The sequence below is a fragment of the Acidiluteibacter sp. genome (assembly GCF_055129545.1).
In genome coordinates this window covers 56,213-72,501 of sequence record NZ_JBSRUB010000027.1, presented here as the reverse complement: position 1 = coordinate 72,501, position 16,289 = coordinate 56,213, and the positions used below count along the sequence as shown (strand labels likewise).

Annotated in this window: 15 protein-coding genes; 1 reads left to right on the top strand and 14 read right to left on the bottom strand. The window is 35.5% G+C overall.

Annotation, left to right across the window (positions count from 1 at the left end; translation table 11 throughout):
- Positions 1-26 precede the first annotated feature (26 nt).
- The 5 genes from arsB to ACTB0X_RS14225 form a co-directional block, all read right to left on the bottom strand.
- On the bottom strand, positions 27-1,052 hold the full coding sequence (arsB, locus tag ACTB0X_RS14245; RefSeq protein ID WP_463025719.1) for an ACR3 family arsenite efflux transporter: 1,026 nt from the start codon (positions 1,050-1,052) through the stop codon (positions 27-29).
- Positions 1,049-1,624, bottom strand: coding sequence for an arsenate reductase/protein-tyrosine-phosphatase family protein (locus ACTB0X_RS14240; protein WP_463025718.1), 576 nt, complete (start codon positions 1,622-1,624; stop codon positions 1,049-1,051). The genes arsB and ACTB0X_RS14240 overlap by 4 nt, the downstream gene beginning before the upstream one ends.
- Before the next feature lie 13 nt (positions 1,625-1,637).
- Positions 1,638-2,111, bottom strand: a complete 474-nt coding sequence (locus tag ACTB0X_RS14235; RefSeq protein WP_463025717.1) for a DUF6428 family protein — start codon at positions 2,109-2,111, stop codon at positions 1,638-1,640.
- Between the two features lie 11 nt (positions 2,112-2,122).
- Positions 2,123-2,452, bottom strand: coding sequence for an ArsR/SmtB family transcription factor (locus ACTB0X_RS14230; protein WP_463025716.1), 330 nt, complete (start codon positions 2,450-2,452; stop codon positions 2,123-2,125).
- A gap of 90 nt (positions 2,453-2,542) precedes the next feature.
- Positions 2,543-3,352 carry a hypothetical protein gene (locus tag ACTB0X_RS14225; RefSeq protein ID WP_463025715.1) on the bottom strand — a complete coding sequence of 270 codons (810 nt, stop codon included), beginning with the start codon at positions 3,350-3,352 and terminating at the stop codon, positions 2,543-2,545.
- A gap of 242 nt (positions 3,353-3,594) precedes the next feature.
- Between ACTB0X_RS14225 and ACTB0X_RS14220 the strand changes: the two genes are divergently transcribed.
- On the top strand, positions 3,595-5,310 hold the full coding sequence (locus ACTB0X_RS14220; protein ID WP_463025799.1) for an ABC transporter ATP-binding protein: 1,716 nt from the start codon (positions 3,595-3,597) through the stop codon (positions 5,308-5,310).
- A gap of 6 nt (positions 5,311-5,316) precedes the next feature.
- Here ACTB0X_RS14220 and ACTB0X_RS14215 read toward each other — a convergent pair whose 3' ends face one another.
- The 9 genes from ACTB0X_RS14215 to ACTB0X_RS14175 all read right to left on the bottom strand — a co-directional run bounded on the left by ACTB0X_RS14215 (position 5,317) and on the right by ACTB0X_RS14175 (position 16,238).
- Positions 5,317-7,458, bottom strand: coding sequence for a KAP family P-loop NTPase fold protein (locus ACTB0X_RS14215; protein WP_463025714.1), 2,142 nt, complete (start codon positions 7,456-7,458; stop codon positions 5,317-5,319).
- Between the two features lie 360 nt (positions 7,459-7,818).
- Positions 7,819-8,325, bottom strand: coding sequence for a hypothetical protein (locus tag ACTB0X_RS14210; protein WP_463025713.1), 507 nt, complete (start codon positions 8,323-8,325; stop codon positions 7,819-7,821).
- Between the two features lie 62 nt (positions 8,326-8,387).
- Entirely contained in the window at positions 8,388-9,002 is a 615-nt protein-coding gene (locus tag ACTB0X_RS14205) for an SRPBCC family protein (protein ID WP_463025712.1), read from the bottom strand.
- Positions 9,003-9,050: 48 nt separating this feature from the next.
- Entirely contained in the window at positions 9,051-10,085 is a 1,035-nt protein-coding gene (locus ACTB0X_RS14200; protein WP_463025711.1) for a cytochrome-c peroxidase, read from the bottom strand.
- 1 nt (position 10,086) lies between these two features.
- On the bottom strand, positions 10,087-11,193 hold the full coding sequence (locus tag ACTB0X_RS14195; RefSeq protein ID WP_463025710.1) for a cytochrome-c peroxidase: 1,107 nt from the start codon (positions 11,191-11,193) through the stop codon (positions 10,087-10,089).
- A 2-nt stretch (positions 11,194-11,195) separates the two neighbouring features.
- Complete coding sequence (locus ACTB0X_RS14190) at positions 11,196-12,140, bottom strand: MbnP family protein (RefSeq protein ID WP_463025709.1); 945 nt, start codon at positions 12,138-12,140, stop codon at positions 11,196-11,198.
- A 69-nt stretch (positions 12,141-12,209) separates the two neighbouring features.
- Positions 12,210-12,614 (bottom strand): HYC_CC_PP family protein, encoded by a 405-nt coding sequence (locus tag ACTB0X_RS14185; RefSeq protein ID WP_463025708.1) that lies wholly within the window; start codon positions 12,612-12,614, stop codon positions 12,210-12,212.
- A 64-nt stretch (positions 12,615-12,678) separates the two neighbouring features.
- Positions 12,679-13,890 (bottom strand): permease, encoded by a 1,212-nt coding sequence (locus ACTB0X_RS14180; RefSeq protein WP_463025707.1) that lies wholly within the window; start codon positions 13,888-13,890, stop codon positions 12,679-12,681.
- An 11-nt stretch (positions 13,891-13,901) separates the two neighbouring features.
- Positions 13,902-16,238, bottom strand: a complete 2,337-nt coding sequence (locus tag ACTB0X_RS14175) for a multicopper oxidase domain-containing protein (protein ID WP_463025706.1) — start codon at positions 16,236-16,238, stop codon at positions 13,902-13,904.
- Positions 16,239-16,289 lie beyond the last annotated feature (51 nt).

The window sequence follows — 16,289 nt, the reverse complement described above, 5'->3', positions numbered from 1 at the left end:
AGGTTTATTGCTGAATTTATGGATACTTAATAATACTTCTTTCGCAACCAAAACGCTACTCTAACCAACAGTATCAAAGCAGGAACTTCTACTAACGGTCCTATTACACCAACAAAAGCTTGATCGGAATTCAGTCCGAAAACGGCGATCGCAACTGCAATGGCCAATTCAAAATTGTTGCCCGCTGCTGTAAATGCAATGGCAGCATTCTTATCGTAGGTTGCACCTGTTGCTCTGCTCATGAAGAATCCAATCAAGAACATGATGATGAAGTAAATAACTAATGGAACAGCGATCAATAATACATCAAAAGGAATTTGGACGATCAATTCTCCCTTCAATGAAAACATGACAATAATTGTGAACAATAAGGCAATCAACGTCAATGGAGAAATAAACGGAATGAATCGGTCAGTATACCATTCTTCACCTTTTAATTTCACCAATATAATTCGACTCAACAGTCCCATCAGAAATGGAAGACCTAGATAGATCGCAACGCTCTCAGCAATGGTAGAAATGGAGATGTCAACTAAAGCGCCTTCAAATCCGAAATAGGGAGGAAGTACGGTGATAAATAACCATGCGTAAAATGAATAGGCAAACACTTGAAAAATACTGTTCAAAGCGACCAATCCAGCTCCATATTCGGGGCTTCCTTCTGCCAAATCATTCCAAACTAGAACCATGGCAATACAACGAGCTAATCCAATTAAAATCAATCCAACCATATAGCCGGGGTGATCTTGCAAGAAAATTAAGGCTAAAGCAAACATCAAAATTGGGCCAATGACCCAATTGAGAATTAGTGAAACCGAAAGGACTTTCACATTTTGAAAAACTTTGGGCAATAGCGCATAGTTGACTTTCGCCAACGGTGGATACATCATTAAAATCAATCCAATTGCGATTGGAATATTGGTAGAGCCAGAACTAAACGAGTTGATGAAATCAGCCGATTTTGGATAAAAATAGCCAAAGGCAACACCAATTAGCATGGCTAGAAAGATCCACCACGTTAGGTTTTTGTCAATAAAGTTGAGCTTTTTCATTTTATAATTTCATTTACTGAAGTAAATACATATTCGATTTCTTGCGCTATTTGTTGGCTTCGCTCGTCGTATTTTGCTGCTTCCATATCTGTATCGTCAAACTCTTTTGGATCATCATAAGGAATGGAAAGTCGTATACTAGCTCCAGGTATGAAAGGGCAATTTTGCTCTGCATGCGAACAAGTCATTATCGCTGCAAAGTCTTTTGTAGGATTGGCAGCGTCATTGTAAAGTTTGGAGTAAAGCACCATTTTTTCTGTACCAATAGTTACCTTGTAATTTGGATTGTTTGATTTGTCTTTTTGAATGATTTCAAATCCGCTTCTCTTCAGACTAGCAATGGTTCTTTCATTGCAGGTAGTTACTTCTGTACCACCAGAAAAACTGTTGATGGAGATCTTAAATTTCTCTGCATAGTGTTTCGCCCACACTTGCGCCAATTGGCTTCTTCTGGAGTTGTGGGTGCAGATGAAAATCAAATTCAACGGATTGTTAGAGTTGATTTGGGCGACTAAATAATGAACGAAAGGAAGTAAAACTTCCTTTCGTTCTTGAGAAATGAGTGTGGTCATTTTGATTGTTATTTTAGCAGCAACCACCGCCAGGAGTGCAGGCGTTAGCTGATTCCTTATTTAATTCGCTCAATTTTACTTTCGGCTTTTGTTCAGGAATTCCACATTTGTCCTTTGCTAAACAGTCAGTGGTTTTGGAAACTAATAAAAAGTGGTTCCCATCATAGTCCAAGTCGTACTTTCCAATGGTGTCACCTTGGTATTCTACTTCAATTTCTAAATCGCCCATTTCTAGCACTTTCTCAGAAAGGGCTATGATGTTGGTTAGCTTTTCTGGATGTAAGCGGTGGTCATAGTCGTTGGCTTCCCACAATTGAAAGTTGGCTTTTTCTTCTTTTCGAACAGTTCCACCACAATCGATGAAGTGCTTAGAAACAACTCCTACTTCTGTTACATGAAAATGAGCTGGCACTAATTCTCCATTTGGCAATTGAAAAGCAATTTGATTGCTATTGGTTAAATGACTTTTAATTTCTGAAATTTTCATAATTTCTGTTATTAACAACAATTATTAGTTGGTTGATATTGATCAAATAAGTGATTGAAAAGGGTTTTTAATTGGGCCCACTTTTCTGGGTTGATGCAGTAACTCATGGAAACGCCTTCAACTGTTCCTTTAATAATTCCAATCTGTTTGAGCTCTTTTAGGTGTTGACTTATCGTAGCTTGTGCCAATCCCAATTCTTGAACTAAGTCGCTATTGATGCATGCATTCGCAGCTAACAAATGCTCAATAATTGCAATTCTTGCCGGATGTCCTAAGACTTTCGCCAAAGTAGCAAGTGTGTTTTGTTCCTCCGTAAAAAGTGTTGACTTTGTTATACCCATCGTTATAATATTACATTGCAATATTACGATTAAATAGCTTGTAAAAAGTATCCTTAGGATTTTTTAAAGAGAAAACAAAGGTTTTGGAATTTATAGTCTGATTCGAAAACCCAAGTAGAGCTCGAAACGCTTCGTATTATTAGGAAGATTTCCCCGATTGATGATATTGGTCAATTCCATTCCTCCATAAAATCCTTTTGAAGAAATGACTTCTAAAGTGTTATTTAAAAAGTAGGGATTTTTATAGTCTCCGGTGGTCACTAAATTCTCGGATTCCAATCTATAAAATGGAATAGTTAAATGTCCCTTGTATTCCAACATAAAATGTTTTGTTAACATATAATCCACAATAGCGGTGGGACCAAATCCATAATAATTGCCATTTGGTTCTTGTACTATTGAATTACTAGGGTTGTTAAATGCTTGTGTAATGTTTTCAGGGTAAGCGGATGTCAAAAAATAATCGCCAAAGTGAATACCTAAAGATACTTGATATTTTTCTGGTTCATTGATGTTCCAAGTGGTAGAAAACCAACCAAGCAGTCCGGTACTTAAAAAGCTCTGTTCCTTTTGATACACACTGTTCTCTTCTTTGAATATCTGAGTAGCATAAAGAATTAAGTCGCCAGCTAATTTGTTAGTATAATTAAATCTGACTTCTCCTTTTTCAAAATTTGTTTTTACCAAATCTAATCTTAAGGTCCCTCCACTTAATTTGTGATTGTCGGAATTAGGTGCTTCATTATTAGATATTTGAATTCGATTATAACCCAAACCTAAAAACAATTGATCTTCATAGTCATCTCCAAACCAACCAAAATCGCTAATCGTTTGAGAACTTAAAGAAAATGCAGAAGAAAATAAAAGGGTGAATGCAATTGTACAGAATCTAATTTTCATGTTTAATGGGTTTATTATAGAGAGCAAAATACGATCTACTCTAATGAGATTACAATACGGGATTCAACTGATATTTATGGATTAATTTGAACTTAGAAAACCGAAAACGATGTTCTCTTCTTAACTTTGACTATTCAAAACCAACCATGAAGAATTTACAACGATTTCAAGAGAAAACACCTAAGAAACGATTCAACTCAAAAGCTGAAGGAGGAGAACCTGCCAAGCACACCAAGGTGACCATGATGCAAGCTTTTAAAACCATTATTTGGCCGCGCAGAAAGTTGGTTTTTGTAGGTTTATTTCTAATTGTTTTGAGTCGATTGGCAAGTTTAGTATTGCCCTGGAAAACAAAGGCATTGTTGGATGATGTGATTCCGAATAAGGACTATGATCAATTATACAGTTTATTGCTGATTGTTGGAATTGCCATTTTGGTTCAAGCCGTTACTTCATTTTTACTGACCAAAATATTAAGTGTACAAGCGCAGTATCTGATTTCTGAATTACGAGCGAAGGTACAGAAGAAAGTGCTTTCGTTGCCAATTAGCTTTTTTGACAATACAAAGTCTGGTGTGTTGGTCTCTAGAATTATGACGGATGTTGAAGGTGTTCGAAATCTAATCGGAACCGGATTGGTCCAAATGGTTGGAGGTACGTTAACCGCAGTTATTTCATTAGTCTTGCTTTTGACAATTAGTCCATCAATGACCATATTTGTGTTGGCTCCTGTTGCCGTATTTGGCGTGGTGGCTTTGAAAGCTTTTAAATACATTCGACCGATTTTTAGAACACGTGGAGTGATCAATGCTGAAGTAACTGGACGTTTAACCGAATCATTAGCCGGAGTTCGAGTTATTAAAGCATTCAATGCGGAAGAGCAAGAAAATAAAACATTTGAAGAAGGCGTAGAGCGATTGTTCAACAATGTAAAACGAAGTTTGACTGCTACTGCAGCCATGACAAGTTCGTCTACTTTTCTTTTGGGATTGGCCTCTACAGGAATCATGGGAATCGGTGGGTATAAAATTATGGTTGGAGAATTGACTGTTGGAGACTTCTTGTCATTTACACTCTTGTTGGGATTTATGATTGCCCCGATTGTTCAGATGAGTAATATCGGAAGTCAATTGACTGAAGCTATGGCGGGATTAGACAGAACAGAAGAGTTGATGAACATGGAAGCCGAAGAAGACACAGGGAATCGAACGGAGGAACTTCCAAACATGATCGGAAACATTGTGTTTAACGATGTATCTTTTGCTTATGAAAAGGGCAAGGAAGTCATTCATAACATTAGCTTCGAAGCAGCTTCAGGAACGGTTACCGCATTGGTTGGTAGTTCGGGGTCTGGAAAATCAACTATTGCCGGATTATCTGCTACTTTCTTAAATCCAAAATCAGGAATGATTACCATCGATGGAAAGGACTTGTCTAAAGTAAAGTTGAACCATTACCGAAGAAATTTAGGAGTAGTATTGCAGGATGAGTTTTTATTTGAAGGTACTATACGAGAGAATATTTTATTTCCTCGACCAAATGCCACTGAAGAGCAATTGACCAATGCCGTAAATGCAGCATATGTGAATGAATTTACTGATCGTTTTGATGATGGGTTGGATACCTTAATCGGCGAAAGAGGAGTAAAGCTCTCAGGTGGACAGCGTCAACGAATTGCCATTGCTAGAGCGATTTTAGCTGATCCTAAGATTATTATTCTAGATGAAGCGACTTCTAACCTAGATAATGAAAGTGAAGCATTGATTCAGAAAAGTTTGAATGAATTGATGAAGGGAAGAACTACTTTCGTGATTGCTCACCGACTGAGCACCATCAAAAAAGCAGATCAAATTTTAGTCATCGAAGATGGACGAATTGCAGAACGAGGAAACCATGATACTTTGATTCAATCTGAAGGGCGTTACTATGATTTGTATACCTATCAGGCAAGGATTTAAAGGTTTTTACAACTTATTTTTTGAAATCTTTGTTTTCTCATATTGTTGGAATATGCCTATTAAATCGCCATCTGAAAGTGGTTCTCTGTCATTAGAGCTTACTGGAATATCTCTATGACCATGAAGCTTTATTGATAAGTGATAAACCTTGTTAGTATCCATAATCTTTGATAACTCTTTCATTTGTGTTGATGTAAATTCGCTAGTGTATGGTCCTGTATGACTTGTACTGTGTCCTGTAGAGCCATAAACTTTAATAATTTTGACTAAATTATTGATATTTTGATTGATACTGTCTAGAGTCAATTTATTTATCTCTTTATTATTGTATTTGCCCCATAATTGAAAGTATTCCTTACAATATTTACTATAGAATGAATTAAGAGCATTTTCAAAGTCTAGTTTTGATTTGGTATCTTCAAATAGCACTTTACTAATTTCATCATATTCAATTTTATTGAAAAGTTCACTAACAAAAGATTCTGAAATCTTAGGATGAAAATTATACCATAATTCCCATGATAATTCTAAAGAGCTAGAAACTTTAAAGATTTTAAGTGCCAATTCTAAACGATCGGACTTATCTAACTCTCTTATCAACTCTGTTATGATTGTACCAATTGTTCGAAGCGGACCATAAAGAGAAAATATTTCTTTTGGATAAGGAAATCTATCAGATAAGTAAGCCAAGTTTAGAACAAATGGTTTGATAGATTCTAGATTGATATCCTTAAAAGATATTTGGAGTTTAAAAGTCAAGTTTTCAATCTCCGTATTATCAATAAATTCAGTTAATTTTTTCTTATCAGAAATGCCATAATCTTTAAACATTTCATTTAAGAATGAATTATACTTTACATCTGAAATTTGACCTTTTATAACTGTATATGTAAAGTACCTCTCAAAGTAATCATGAGAACTAATCCTCTGCTCTTTTATAAGTTGTTGTGCGTCAATATTCGAATTTAGGCTAGTATCTAATGTTTGTTTCAAATGAGGAAATAATTCAATTGAAATCCTTTTCAAAATCTCCATAGACTCTGAGCTTTCACAGATATTACTAATTTTGTTTTCAATCTCACTTTTAATATTCTCTTCTTTAATTTTTATCTTACTAAGAAATAGATCTTTAGATTTCTTGTTATAAAAGAAGTAGTTTGATTCATCTCTAATAAAAGTGTACCATTCAGGATAGTAAACTTTTATCCACTCTATTAATATTAGGTCTATGACATTCACTTCATTTAATAGCAGAGGAATCGTGAAGTTTAAAGAATTTATATATCTAATTTCTATTCTTGGTGTATCAATACATGGGGCAATGAACATTGTTAAAGCTGAGTCTAGTCTATATCGTTCATCATTGCTTAAAACAACCTTGTTTGTTTTGAGTATTTCGTCAATACTATTTGTTAGTTGTTTAAGAATTAGGTGCTTCGGAGCTTTGGGTAATTTTAATGGTAGTTGAATAATTTTCTCTAAATAACCATCTCCCTCACCTTCAAAATGTTTGCTTATTAACTTTCCAACTAAAATATTGTCAAACGCCACAATGTAAATGAAATTTTTAAAGTCTCCAGTTAACTTTATTAATTTGAAGACTGCAATTATCTCGTTTGGTGATAATCTATCAATGTCATCGAGAATTACGACAACTTTTTTATCGAAAGTTGATAACGCTTCATTTATTTCTATTTTTCTTTCATCTAGAGACTTTTGAGATAAATACTTACCTACTTTGGAAGTTATATTTGATATTCCAGGAATTGAAAATAAAGTAAGCGCTGCACCACCAATAATATCAGAGTATTGATCGAGCTTTTTGCCAAGTTTATTCTTTATTGAAATAGGTGTATTCTTAAATAAATTAATGATTGTCTTGAAAAAAACAGTTAATAAATCACCTTCATTTGAGAACATCCAAGGATTGAAAGGGAGAATAATTGTTTTGTCTTTTTCTTGCTCTAATTTGTTTTTAATAAGGTTTATTGTAGAAGATTTTCCTTCGCCCCACTTTCCATAAATACCAATAACAAAGGAATCATTCGATTCTCTGTTTATTATTAAGTCTGAAATCTGTTTTGCAAAGGAGTCCCTCTGAAATTCATCTTCTTTTAGATTAGAAATGGGGGCGTCTGACTTTATCATATTTAAATTCAATTAGTAAGAATAAAAATATGAAAGAAATATCATACTCATATCATGTTTGAAGGAATATTCGAATATATATTTATAGAATTTCACGAATGACTTTTTACTGTCCTAATAATACCATCAGTAGGGTAGATCAAATCTTTTGATCGAAGATGGACGAATTGCAGAACGAGGAAACCATGATACTTTGATTCAATCTGAAGGGCGTTACTATGATTTGTATACCTATCAGGCAAGGATTTAATGAACCAATTTTTTAGTTTAGCAATGGTTCAATTTTGATAATTAGAAATCAAAAAAATAGCACAAGAATTATTTCTGATGCTATTAATTAAATCTTAATTCGGATTGATTTTACAACTTCAAATTATTGAATCGTCCATTGGTCACTAAAACAGTGTCTTTGTTTATCTGATCATACCCTTTAAAATTAAAGGTGGCGCTATATGATCCTGCATTATTGGTCAAGTTTAAAGTGCCGCCAAAATCTCCTGAAATATAATAATCTCTTAGCCCTGAAGCATCTGCTTTTCCTATTCGAATGTACATTTCTGCTTCATCAGCCGAGCCATAAGGAACTCCGAAATCATACGTTTGCAGGTCTAAACTATTTAAATACAAGGATGCTGAATTCTTTTTTGTAGCATCATCATGCTTAATCTCATAGCTCGTGCTGCCATTGTTCGTTTTGGCAATTAATTGAACTGGCCATTGGTACTTTTCTCCTCTTGCTTCAAAACATAAATTTCCATCAGGACAGGCGTTTAGATTTTCAACAACAGGTTCTACTTTATCATCTTCTTTTTTACAAGCACTAACACCTAGTGTTAGTGACAATGCAACTACTAGATACTTTTTCATCTTTTTTTTAGTAAAGGTCCTTCAGAATTGAGTAGATGACAATAAGGGATAAGTCGTATTTATCAATCCTCAATCATTGCTTTAAACATTCGCATCGTTTCAACGGGGCCTTTTGTAATGGACGTATTGACCAACCATGAAGGAATATCTCCAGCTGGATCGGCTACCACTCGGTAGTCAATGCTAATGGTGGTCGAATTGATTTTCACTACTTCCCATTTGGATTCGAAGTAGGCCATTCTCACTCGATCTTCGCTTTTGTTATACTCCGAAGGAAAAAGTTTTGAAACAGAGGAATAGCCTTTTCCATTTGACCAAATGGTTTGTTGTGTATGAATCACTAAATCGCGATCAGATAAAGGAAACGGAAAGTCTGTCAGGATGTAATAATTAAAATCATCTTTATTTTTTAAAGAAACTTGTTTCGATAGTGTGCATTTATAGACCCAATTTTTATAATTTGGGACATCATCAAGCAGATCTGAAACTTTGTTTAGCGTAGAAGTGGCGGTATATAAAATTTTAATTTCATGAATCGGAGAGAAAGTACTCTCGCTAGTATACACCTTAAATCCATCTTCTTCATTCACTAATTTCCATTGATTCTCAATTGGAGCTAATGCCAAGAAGTCGGATACAAAGAAAATTGAAAGAATTAGGAGAAGAGATTTAAACATAATGAAAGGAGAAGGGGATGGATGCTTCCTTTTTCAAAATTAGCCCTTTTATTGCCAATTTTTATTGGTCACAAAATCATAATCAGTCAATGTTTTTAGGAAGGCAAGGAGCTCACTTTTTTCTTTTTCAGTCAAGTTTAGTGGCTGAATCAATTTACTTTTTTGGGGATAATTTTTGCCTCCAGAATTGTAGTGCTCAATGACTTCTTCTAAAGTGGTAAACTGACCTTTGTGCATGTATGGTGCTGTTAATTCTACATTTCGCAACGAAGGAACTTTGAACTTCGCATAATCCACAGAATCGAGTGTCAATCGAAAACGACCTGCATCTTCGTATTTCTCTGAAAGTCCATTATTCTCAATAGCATAGTTTGTGAAATTAAAACCTCCATGACAGCTTGCACATTTCAATCGATCACTAAAGAAGAGCTTTTTTCCTTTTATCTCGTTTTTAGTCAATACCTTCTTTTTGCCTTGAAAAGTATATTGGTCATATCGGCTGTTTCCACTTATAAAAGTGCGCTCATAATTTGCCAAAGCTCTAGAGATGACAAATGGATCAGGTCGTCGATTGTAGGCAGCCAAACTCATTTTAACATAAGTAGAATCTTGCTCCAATTCTTTTGCGATGTCCACAATGTTGTGATTGAATTCGTTGTGTTCTTGAATAGGAACCAACACTTGCATTTCAATCGTCGGAACACTTCCTTCTCTAAGAAAATACGGGTGATAACCGATGTTGGCTAACGATGGTGCATTTCTTTTTCCTGCTCGATTAAATACTCCTGGGCTCAATGCCACCGAATCTGAAAAAGCCAAATGCGGATGGTGACAACTGCCACAACTAATGGATTGGTCAATGGAGAGAATAGTATCGTTGAATAATCGCTTTCCCAATTCCCACCTTGCTTTGGTAAATTCATTACCTTCCGGAAATTCCATTGGAGGAAAACCAAGAGGTGTTTTAATCAATGAATCGGTTTTTGGAACTTCAGAAAATAATTGAAATCCATAAACAAGCAATACGACTATTGACAGGGCCAATAGTCGTATTACAGTTGTGCTATGAATTTTAATGTTCAATTTAAAATGGATTTGAATAATCTAAATTCGTCATTAAATCATCATCAGTTAGTGTTTTCAAAAAAGCAATCAGCGCTTTTTTATCGTCTTCAGACAATTGCAGTCCACCGTTATTCATTGGATAAATTAATGCAGGGTCAATAGTGGATGAATTTTCCATGCCCGAGTTGTAATGCTCAACAACTTCTTCTAACGTTTTGAAACGTCCATCATGCATGTATGGTGCAGTTAACTCAATATTTCGTAATGAGGTGACTTTAAATTTCCCCTTGTCATTGGGATTGTTCGTCACTTTCATCCGTCCATCGTCTGTCATGTCTGCATCACTGTCCAATGCATTGTTCAAATATTTGTCGTTTTCAAAATTTCGAGTGGTGTGGCAATGCGCACAATCTGCTCCTGAAAGGTTCGGAAAACCCGGATTGAATTCTGTAAAGAATAAATACCGTCCTCTCTCTTCAATGCTATCTAGTTGGGTCGTTCCACTTTCAAATCGATCATATTTACTATTCACCGAAACAATGGAATTCATGAATTGCTCCAAGGCCAATGAAATCTTTTCAGGGTTAATTTCATCGTTCCCAAACGCACGAGTGAATTGTTGGCGATACACTTCGTCGCCCTTCAATTTATTAACTACATTCGGCAAGCTTTCATCCATTTCCAAAGGATCTTGAATGGGCAATAAAGATTGGTGCCTCAATAAATGAGCACGACCATCCCAGAAGAACTCGTTGTTGTTCCATGCCATATTAAAAACGGCCATTGCATTTCGCTTTCCACGCAAGTTTCTAATTCCTTCTGAAAACCTAGCAGTATCTGTAAATGCATGTTCCTGTCGGTGACAACTCGCACAAGACTGAGTTTGATTGGCTGAAAGCTTCTTTTCATAAAAAAGCATTCGACCTAATTTTACGCCTTGAACGGTTAATTTATTATCACTCGAAATAACAGGTTGTTCGAAGTTGCCTGTTTTGATTTGATAAGGTGTGCCATCATATACAACCGTTTCATCTTCGATTTCATCATTGTCTTTTTGACAACTCTGAAAGAAGAATGAAATGAAACATAAAAAAAGCAAACCTTTTGTGAGGTTTGATTTTTTCATAATTACTGTATGATTACTTTCTCAGAACCGATAAGGTTTCCTTGCTTATAAATGTTTACAAAGTAAGTTCCTTTGGTTTCTATTGAAACGTTTACTTGATTACCCGAAGTGATTGTTTCTTGGCTAACGATTTGACCATTAACTGAAGTAATGATTAATTGATTTCCATTTTGATTTTCTTCAAATTGCAAAACAACATTTTTGCTGCTTGGATTTGGAGAAATATTGAATTTAGTCAATTCATTTTTCTTGATTCCAACAAGACCTGCACTGAAGACACTTGTATTAAAATTACTCAATAGAGTTGCAGCTTCTCCAGTTTCACCGTGGTTGAATAAGTTTCCATTGATTGTAATGCCATTCAAAGCTTCTGCGTAATCTGCATTTAACTCAATAGTAGTGGTCGTTCCTGTCGTAAATCCGGTCGTTGGAATTGTTTGTGTATTGTAATTTCTATTACCCAATGCATGAATTTGCCATCCTGTAGTCATATTCGCGCCGGTCATTCCTTCAAAAGCTGCGAAGCGGTACCCTGCAGCCCATCCCCAATGCATGGACGGAGATTTAGGTGCCAAAGGGTGTGTCATTGGCCAAAGATCCGGATCGCCGTTGTTTACTGATGCATCTACACCTGTTCCAAATTGAATGCTTTCTAATGTTGTTATATTAAATGAACCCAATAAAACATTAGTAGCAGTTCCTGCATCAACTAATATATAAGTATTTAAAGTTGTGTCTTGTCCACCATCATATTTCAAAGTAATTTCAGAAATGTAATATTCTAATCGTTGAAGATTAAACGAGTTGGAAATATTGTTAGTCGCTGTTTGATTGTATGTAAAATTAGACGAACCTAATTTGTGATTGATCTTTAAGTAGATGTCTTGCTGTGCTTGTATTGTTAATGCGCTAAACGCAAAGGCTAAAAGTAAATGTATCTTTTTCATGTTTCGATTTTTTGTTGAGTTATTTTATAATTTCTAAAGAGGCAATAAGTGTTGCCAAAATCAAAAAAGCTATAATCGAAAAGATTGAACCCGAAGAAAAAGAGGAGGTTCAACCAAAGGAGGATTTAAAAGGTAAAAAGTCGATAAACGACCATTGTTATTCGGTATAAAATCATTTTCAGCAATCTTACGCTCGCCAATTGAGAGTGCTAGGGTAGTCTCACTTTTTAAAGTGGTGTTGTGATTTTGTCCATTTATCACATAGTGTTCACTTCCACAGCAAGACTTATTTTTAAAAGCAACTCCATCTTTTGGAGTCACTGTTCCAAAATACTTTTCAAAAGAACAGACTTCAGCATCATCAAAAATGGCGATATCGGATAATTCTCCCAAACAATAATGCATGTTTATTGTGATGCTCATTGAACTAAACACAATTTGTAACATTAAGAATATGGATAAAATAGCTTTCATTGATTCCCAAATTTAACGTTTTTTTAGCTTGTTCTTACTTTCTGGATTTATTTTTAAATGTTGACTAAATGAACTTAAGAATTAGCCCAATAATTAACCAACCATAACTAATTAGAGCAATCCATTTTAGTAATTGTTCAAACCACTTACTTTTTGGAGCCATCTCTTTGTGATGATGAACTTTTGATTTCTTGAAAAATCCCAGATAAACTAAAACTCCTGAAATGATTAAAAAGGCAATATTCATGAAAAAGGTATAGTTGATTTTGAAATGCTCTGATTGTTCAATCAAATTTGGAGCAGTCGGTATTAAATCAAAAAAATGGAATCCGTAATGGAGAAGGAGGGAAGAAATAATCAGCGATACGAAAAGCAGAAAAAGAATAAAGAGGGACATTTTCCATCCATAATATTTTGCATTGATTCGCAATACAGGAAAAACAACTAAATCACTAAATATAAAAGCCATGACACCGGCGAAACTAACTCCTTTTCCAAATAAGAGGGCCGCTAACGGAATGTTTCCCATGGAGCCGATAAAAGTTAAAAAAGCGACCACTGGTCCGATGATGACGTGCTCTAATAATACCAAGAATGAGAAAGAACTTTGGCCGGTTCCAGTATTTATAAAAAGAGTTTCAAAGAAAGAATCAGGAACAAAAGCAGCCACTATTCCTGCAATAGTAAAACCGATGGTAACATCTTTCCACACCATCTTCCATTCCATGCCATACTGCATGCCTATTTTTGCCCAACTCTCAGGAGATTTGATTTTAGCCAAGAACGATTTTTTATCTGTATTACTTTCTTCTCCATCTCCAAGATTCTTCCGCGCTTCTTCGATCAATTTTTTGGGTCGAATCATCAGAATTAACAGCCAGCTAATGCCAATCAGCAAAAGACCTCCGATGTATTCTGCAACTATAAATTGCCAACCTAAAAAGATAGAAATAATAATCCCTAACTCTATAACTAAATTGGTTGAGGCTAATAAAAATGCAATTGAAGCTACGAAACTAGCCCCTTTTTGGAATAAAGTTTTTGTTGTGGCCAAAGCTGAAAAGCTGCATGAACTGCTAATAAATCCGAAGAATGTACCAAGACTTACACTTTTGAGGTCACTTTTACCCATTGCGCCCCGCATCCTCTCTTTAGTGACGATAATCTGGATAAAACTACTCAATGCATACCCCAAAATGAAAGCCCACAAGGCCACCCAGAAAAAGCCAACGGAAGTATAAGCAGCTTCTCCCCATTTATCTATAAATGAATTCATATTGTTTAAGTTTAAAATCGAACTGATAGTCCGCCACCGGCACCGAACCGATTGTCATAACTACCCATTAAGGAAACATTACGCGACAAGAAATATTCCAAACCTGCAGACCAAGTAACTTCATCACTGAAATTTATTTTTGACCCATCTTTATTTGTTAGATTATTAACCCATCCAAAATCAGCTTTATACTCGTAGTTTCCGAAGACAACTGTTCGAGGAAGGATTAGAACTTTTCGACTTAACCTAAATTCAGGTCGCAATTCATTATCCACCCTGACATCAAGGTTGAATAAGTAAGGAGTTAAAAATCGGATACCGACCACCGGATTTGTATTGGCTTTATCGTGGTTCTTTTCAAATTTATTCTCAGCATTCAATCCCACAAAAACTCTAAAATAATCATAGATATATCGCTCGTAAGAAAGTTCAAATTCAAAATTCTCATTCCAACCATATTCTCCTTTTAAATTAAATTGATTTCTATTGTTGGAAGCGATTAAATTCAATGCAGTCATATGCGATGCAGCATCAATCATTCCCCATTTGTAAAAGTGGTTTCCTTCATTCATTAAATTTTTTAATGGAAACTTTTCCATTCTTGGATCACGAGGCGTATCGTAACTATAGACTCTTGCCATCCCGCTCATCATGTGATACAAAACATGGCAGTGGAAAAACCAATCTCCACTTTCATTGGCATCAAACTCTATGGTAACTTTTTCCATTGGAGCAACATTTACGGTATGTTTTAGGGGAGAGTAGTCTCCATTTTCATTGATTACCCTAAAAAAGTGCCCGTGTAAATGCATGGGATGGTGCATCATGGTTAGGTTGTTCAAGGTAATTCTTACAATTTCTCCTTTTTCAATTTTGATTTTATCTGCTTCAGAAAGTGGAACACCGTTCATGCTCCATATGTATCTCCACATGTTTCCGGTTAGATTTAGCAAGACCTCTTTTACTGGAATATCTTCTGAAAAATTTGTTTTTTTAGGGGATTTTAAATAGTTATAATTGTATTCTTGATACAAATTCATGCTTGCCATTTCACTCATTTCCATCTGTTCTTCCACATTACTACTATCCTGTTGAGCTACTTTTGAAGAAGACATTTTCATGGAAGAGTCAGAACTCATTTTCTCAACTTTATTTTTCTTCATTTTGTGGTGCTTGTGCTTCATTTTTGAATGATCTTTGCCTTTTACATCGCCCTTCATATTCATTTGCATCCCCCAATTGTCCATCATTTTCTGAGGATCTTCATTGGAAGGATCAACTTTTGTAGCAGGCGCTCCCATGCGCATGTCCATTCGTGCCATCTGCTGCATCATCTTTATCTTATCAGGTCTCGGCAATACTTCAGCTTTCAAAGTGTCTTTTCCACTACCAATGTAGGTTAAGCTATGTCCTGAGCCATCTTGTGCCATTGCCCGCATTTCAATGGTTTTACCTTCAGGAATTTCAACTATGAAGTCATACGTTTCAGCGATAGCAATAAAGGTTTTGTTGTGTTTTACAGGTACCACATCCAATCCATCAGCGGAAATAATAGTGGGATCATTTCCTCCAAATGTCAACCAAAATTGCGAAGAAGCAGAACCATTAATGATTCGCATTCTTACTTTATCGCCCCCTTTGAAGTCAGGATTTGAGTTGACTTGATCTCCATTGCTTAAAAATGATGGATAATAGATATCAGCAATATCAGCTCCTACCATTCGTTGTTTCCAAAAGTTGAGTTGAGCTCCCAAAGCCCCTCTTCCCAATACACGATTTAACGGGACAGAAGTTCCTTTTTTCATTCCGTACCATTCATTTCCTCGTTTTAGGTTTCTTAAAACATTCTTTGGTTTTTGATTCGTCCAATCAGAGAGTACTACAACCAACTCCTGATTGTAGTCATGTGTTTTTTGTATCGGTTGGATGACGATGGAACCAAAAACGCCACTTTGCTCTTGTAGCATAGTGTGCGAATGATACCAATAGGTACCAGCTTGTTTAATTGGAAATTCATATTTAAAAGTTTCTCCAGGTAAAATGGGTGGAGTTGTTAAGTAAGGCACTCCATCTTGAAAATTGGGTAAAAGCAATCCATGCCAATGCACAGATGTTTCCATATCCATTTCATTCGTGACATAGATTACAGCAAAATCGCCTTCTTTAAATTCTAAAGTTGGCCCAGGAGTTTTTCCATTAACAGTCATGCCCATTGTTGGTTTTCCTGTTTTATTCACCATTTCTTTTTTAATGGTTAATCGGTGAATTGTAGTGTCTGTTTGAGCATTTAAATTGCTTAAAATAAATAGACTAGCGATAAGTGCCGCGATTGTATTTTGAATTTTCATGAAAATGTTTTTTATATAATAAATCTGTCGTCCTTATAAAGAGATGACTGT

Bases quoted from the DNA above. Each gene is read 5' to 3' on its own strand.
- arsB (WP_463025719.1), bottom strand. From the start codon at position 1,052: ATGAAAAAGCTCAACTTTATTGACAAAAACCTAACGTGGTGGATCTTT.
- ACTB0X_RS14240 (WP_463025718.1), bottom strand. From the start codon at position 1,624: ATGACCACACTCATTTCTCAAGAACGAAAGGAAGTTTTACTTCCTTTC.
- ACTB0X_RS14235 (WP_463025717.1), bottom strand. From the start codon at position 2,111: ATGAAAATTTCAGAAATTAAAAGTCATTTAACCAATAGCAATCAAATT.
- ACTB0X_RS14230 (WP_463025716.1), bottom strand. From the start codon at position 2,452: ATGGGTATAACAAAGTCAACACTTTTTACGGAGGAACAAAACACACTT.
- ACTB0X_RS14225 (WP_463025715.1), bottom strand. From the start codon at position 3,352: ATGAAAATTAGATTCTGTACAATTGCATTCACCCTTTTATTTTCTTCT.
- ACTB0X_RS14220 (WP_463025799.1), top strand. From the start codon at position 3,595: ATGATGCAAGCTTTTAAAACCATTATTTGGCCGCGCAGAAAGTTGGTT.
- ACTB0X_RS14215 (WP_463025714.1), bottom strand. From the start codon at position 7,458: ATGATAAAGTCAGACGCCCCCATTTCTAATCTAAAAGAAGATGAATTT.
- ACTB0X_RS14210 (WP_463025713.1), bottom strand. From the start codon at position 8,325: ATGAAAAAGTATCTAGTAGTTGCATTGTCACTAACACTAGGTGTTAGT.
- ACTB0X_RS14205 (WP_463025712.1), bottom strand. From the start codon at position 9,002: ATGTTTAAATCTCTTCTCCTAATTCTTTCAATTTTCTTTGTATCCGAC.
- ACTB0X_RS14195 (WP_463025710.1), bottom strand. From the start codon at position 11,193: ATGAAAAAATCAAACCTCACAAAAGGTTTGCTTTTTTTATGTTTCATT.
- ACTB0X_RS14190 (WP_463025709.1), bottom strand. From the start codon at position 12,140: ATGAAAAAGATACATTTACTTTTAGCCTTTGCGTTTAGCGCATTAACA.
- ACTB0X_RS14185 (WP_463025708.1), bottom strand. From the start codon at position 12,614: ATGAAAGCTATTTTATCCATATTCTTAATGTTACAAATTGTGTTTAGT.
- ACTB0X_RS14180 (WP_463025707.1), bottom strand. From the start codon at position 13,890: ATGAATTCATTTATAGATAAATGGGGAGAAGCTGCTTATACTTCCGTT.
- ACTB0X_RS14175 (WP_463025706.1), bottom strand. From the start codon at position 16,238: ATGAAAATTCAAAATACAATCGCGGCACTTATCGCTAGTCTATTTATT.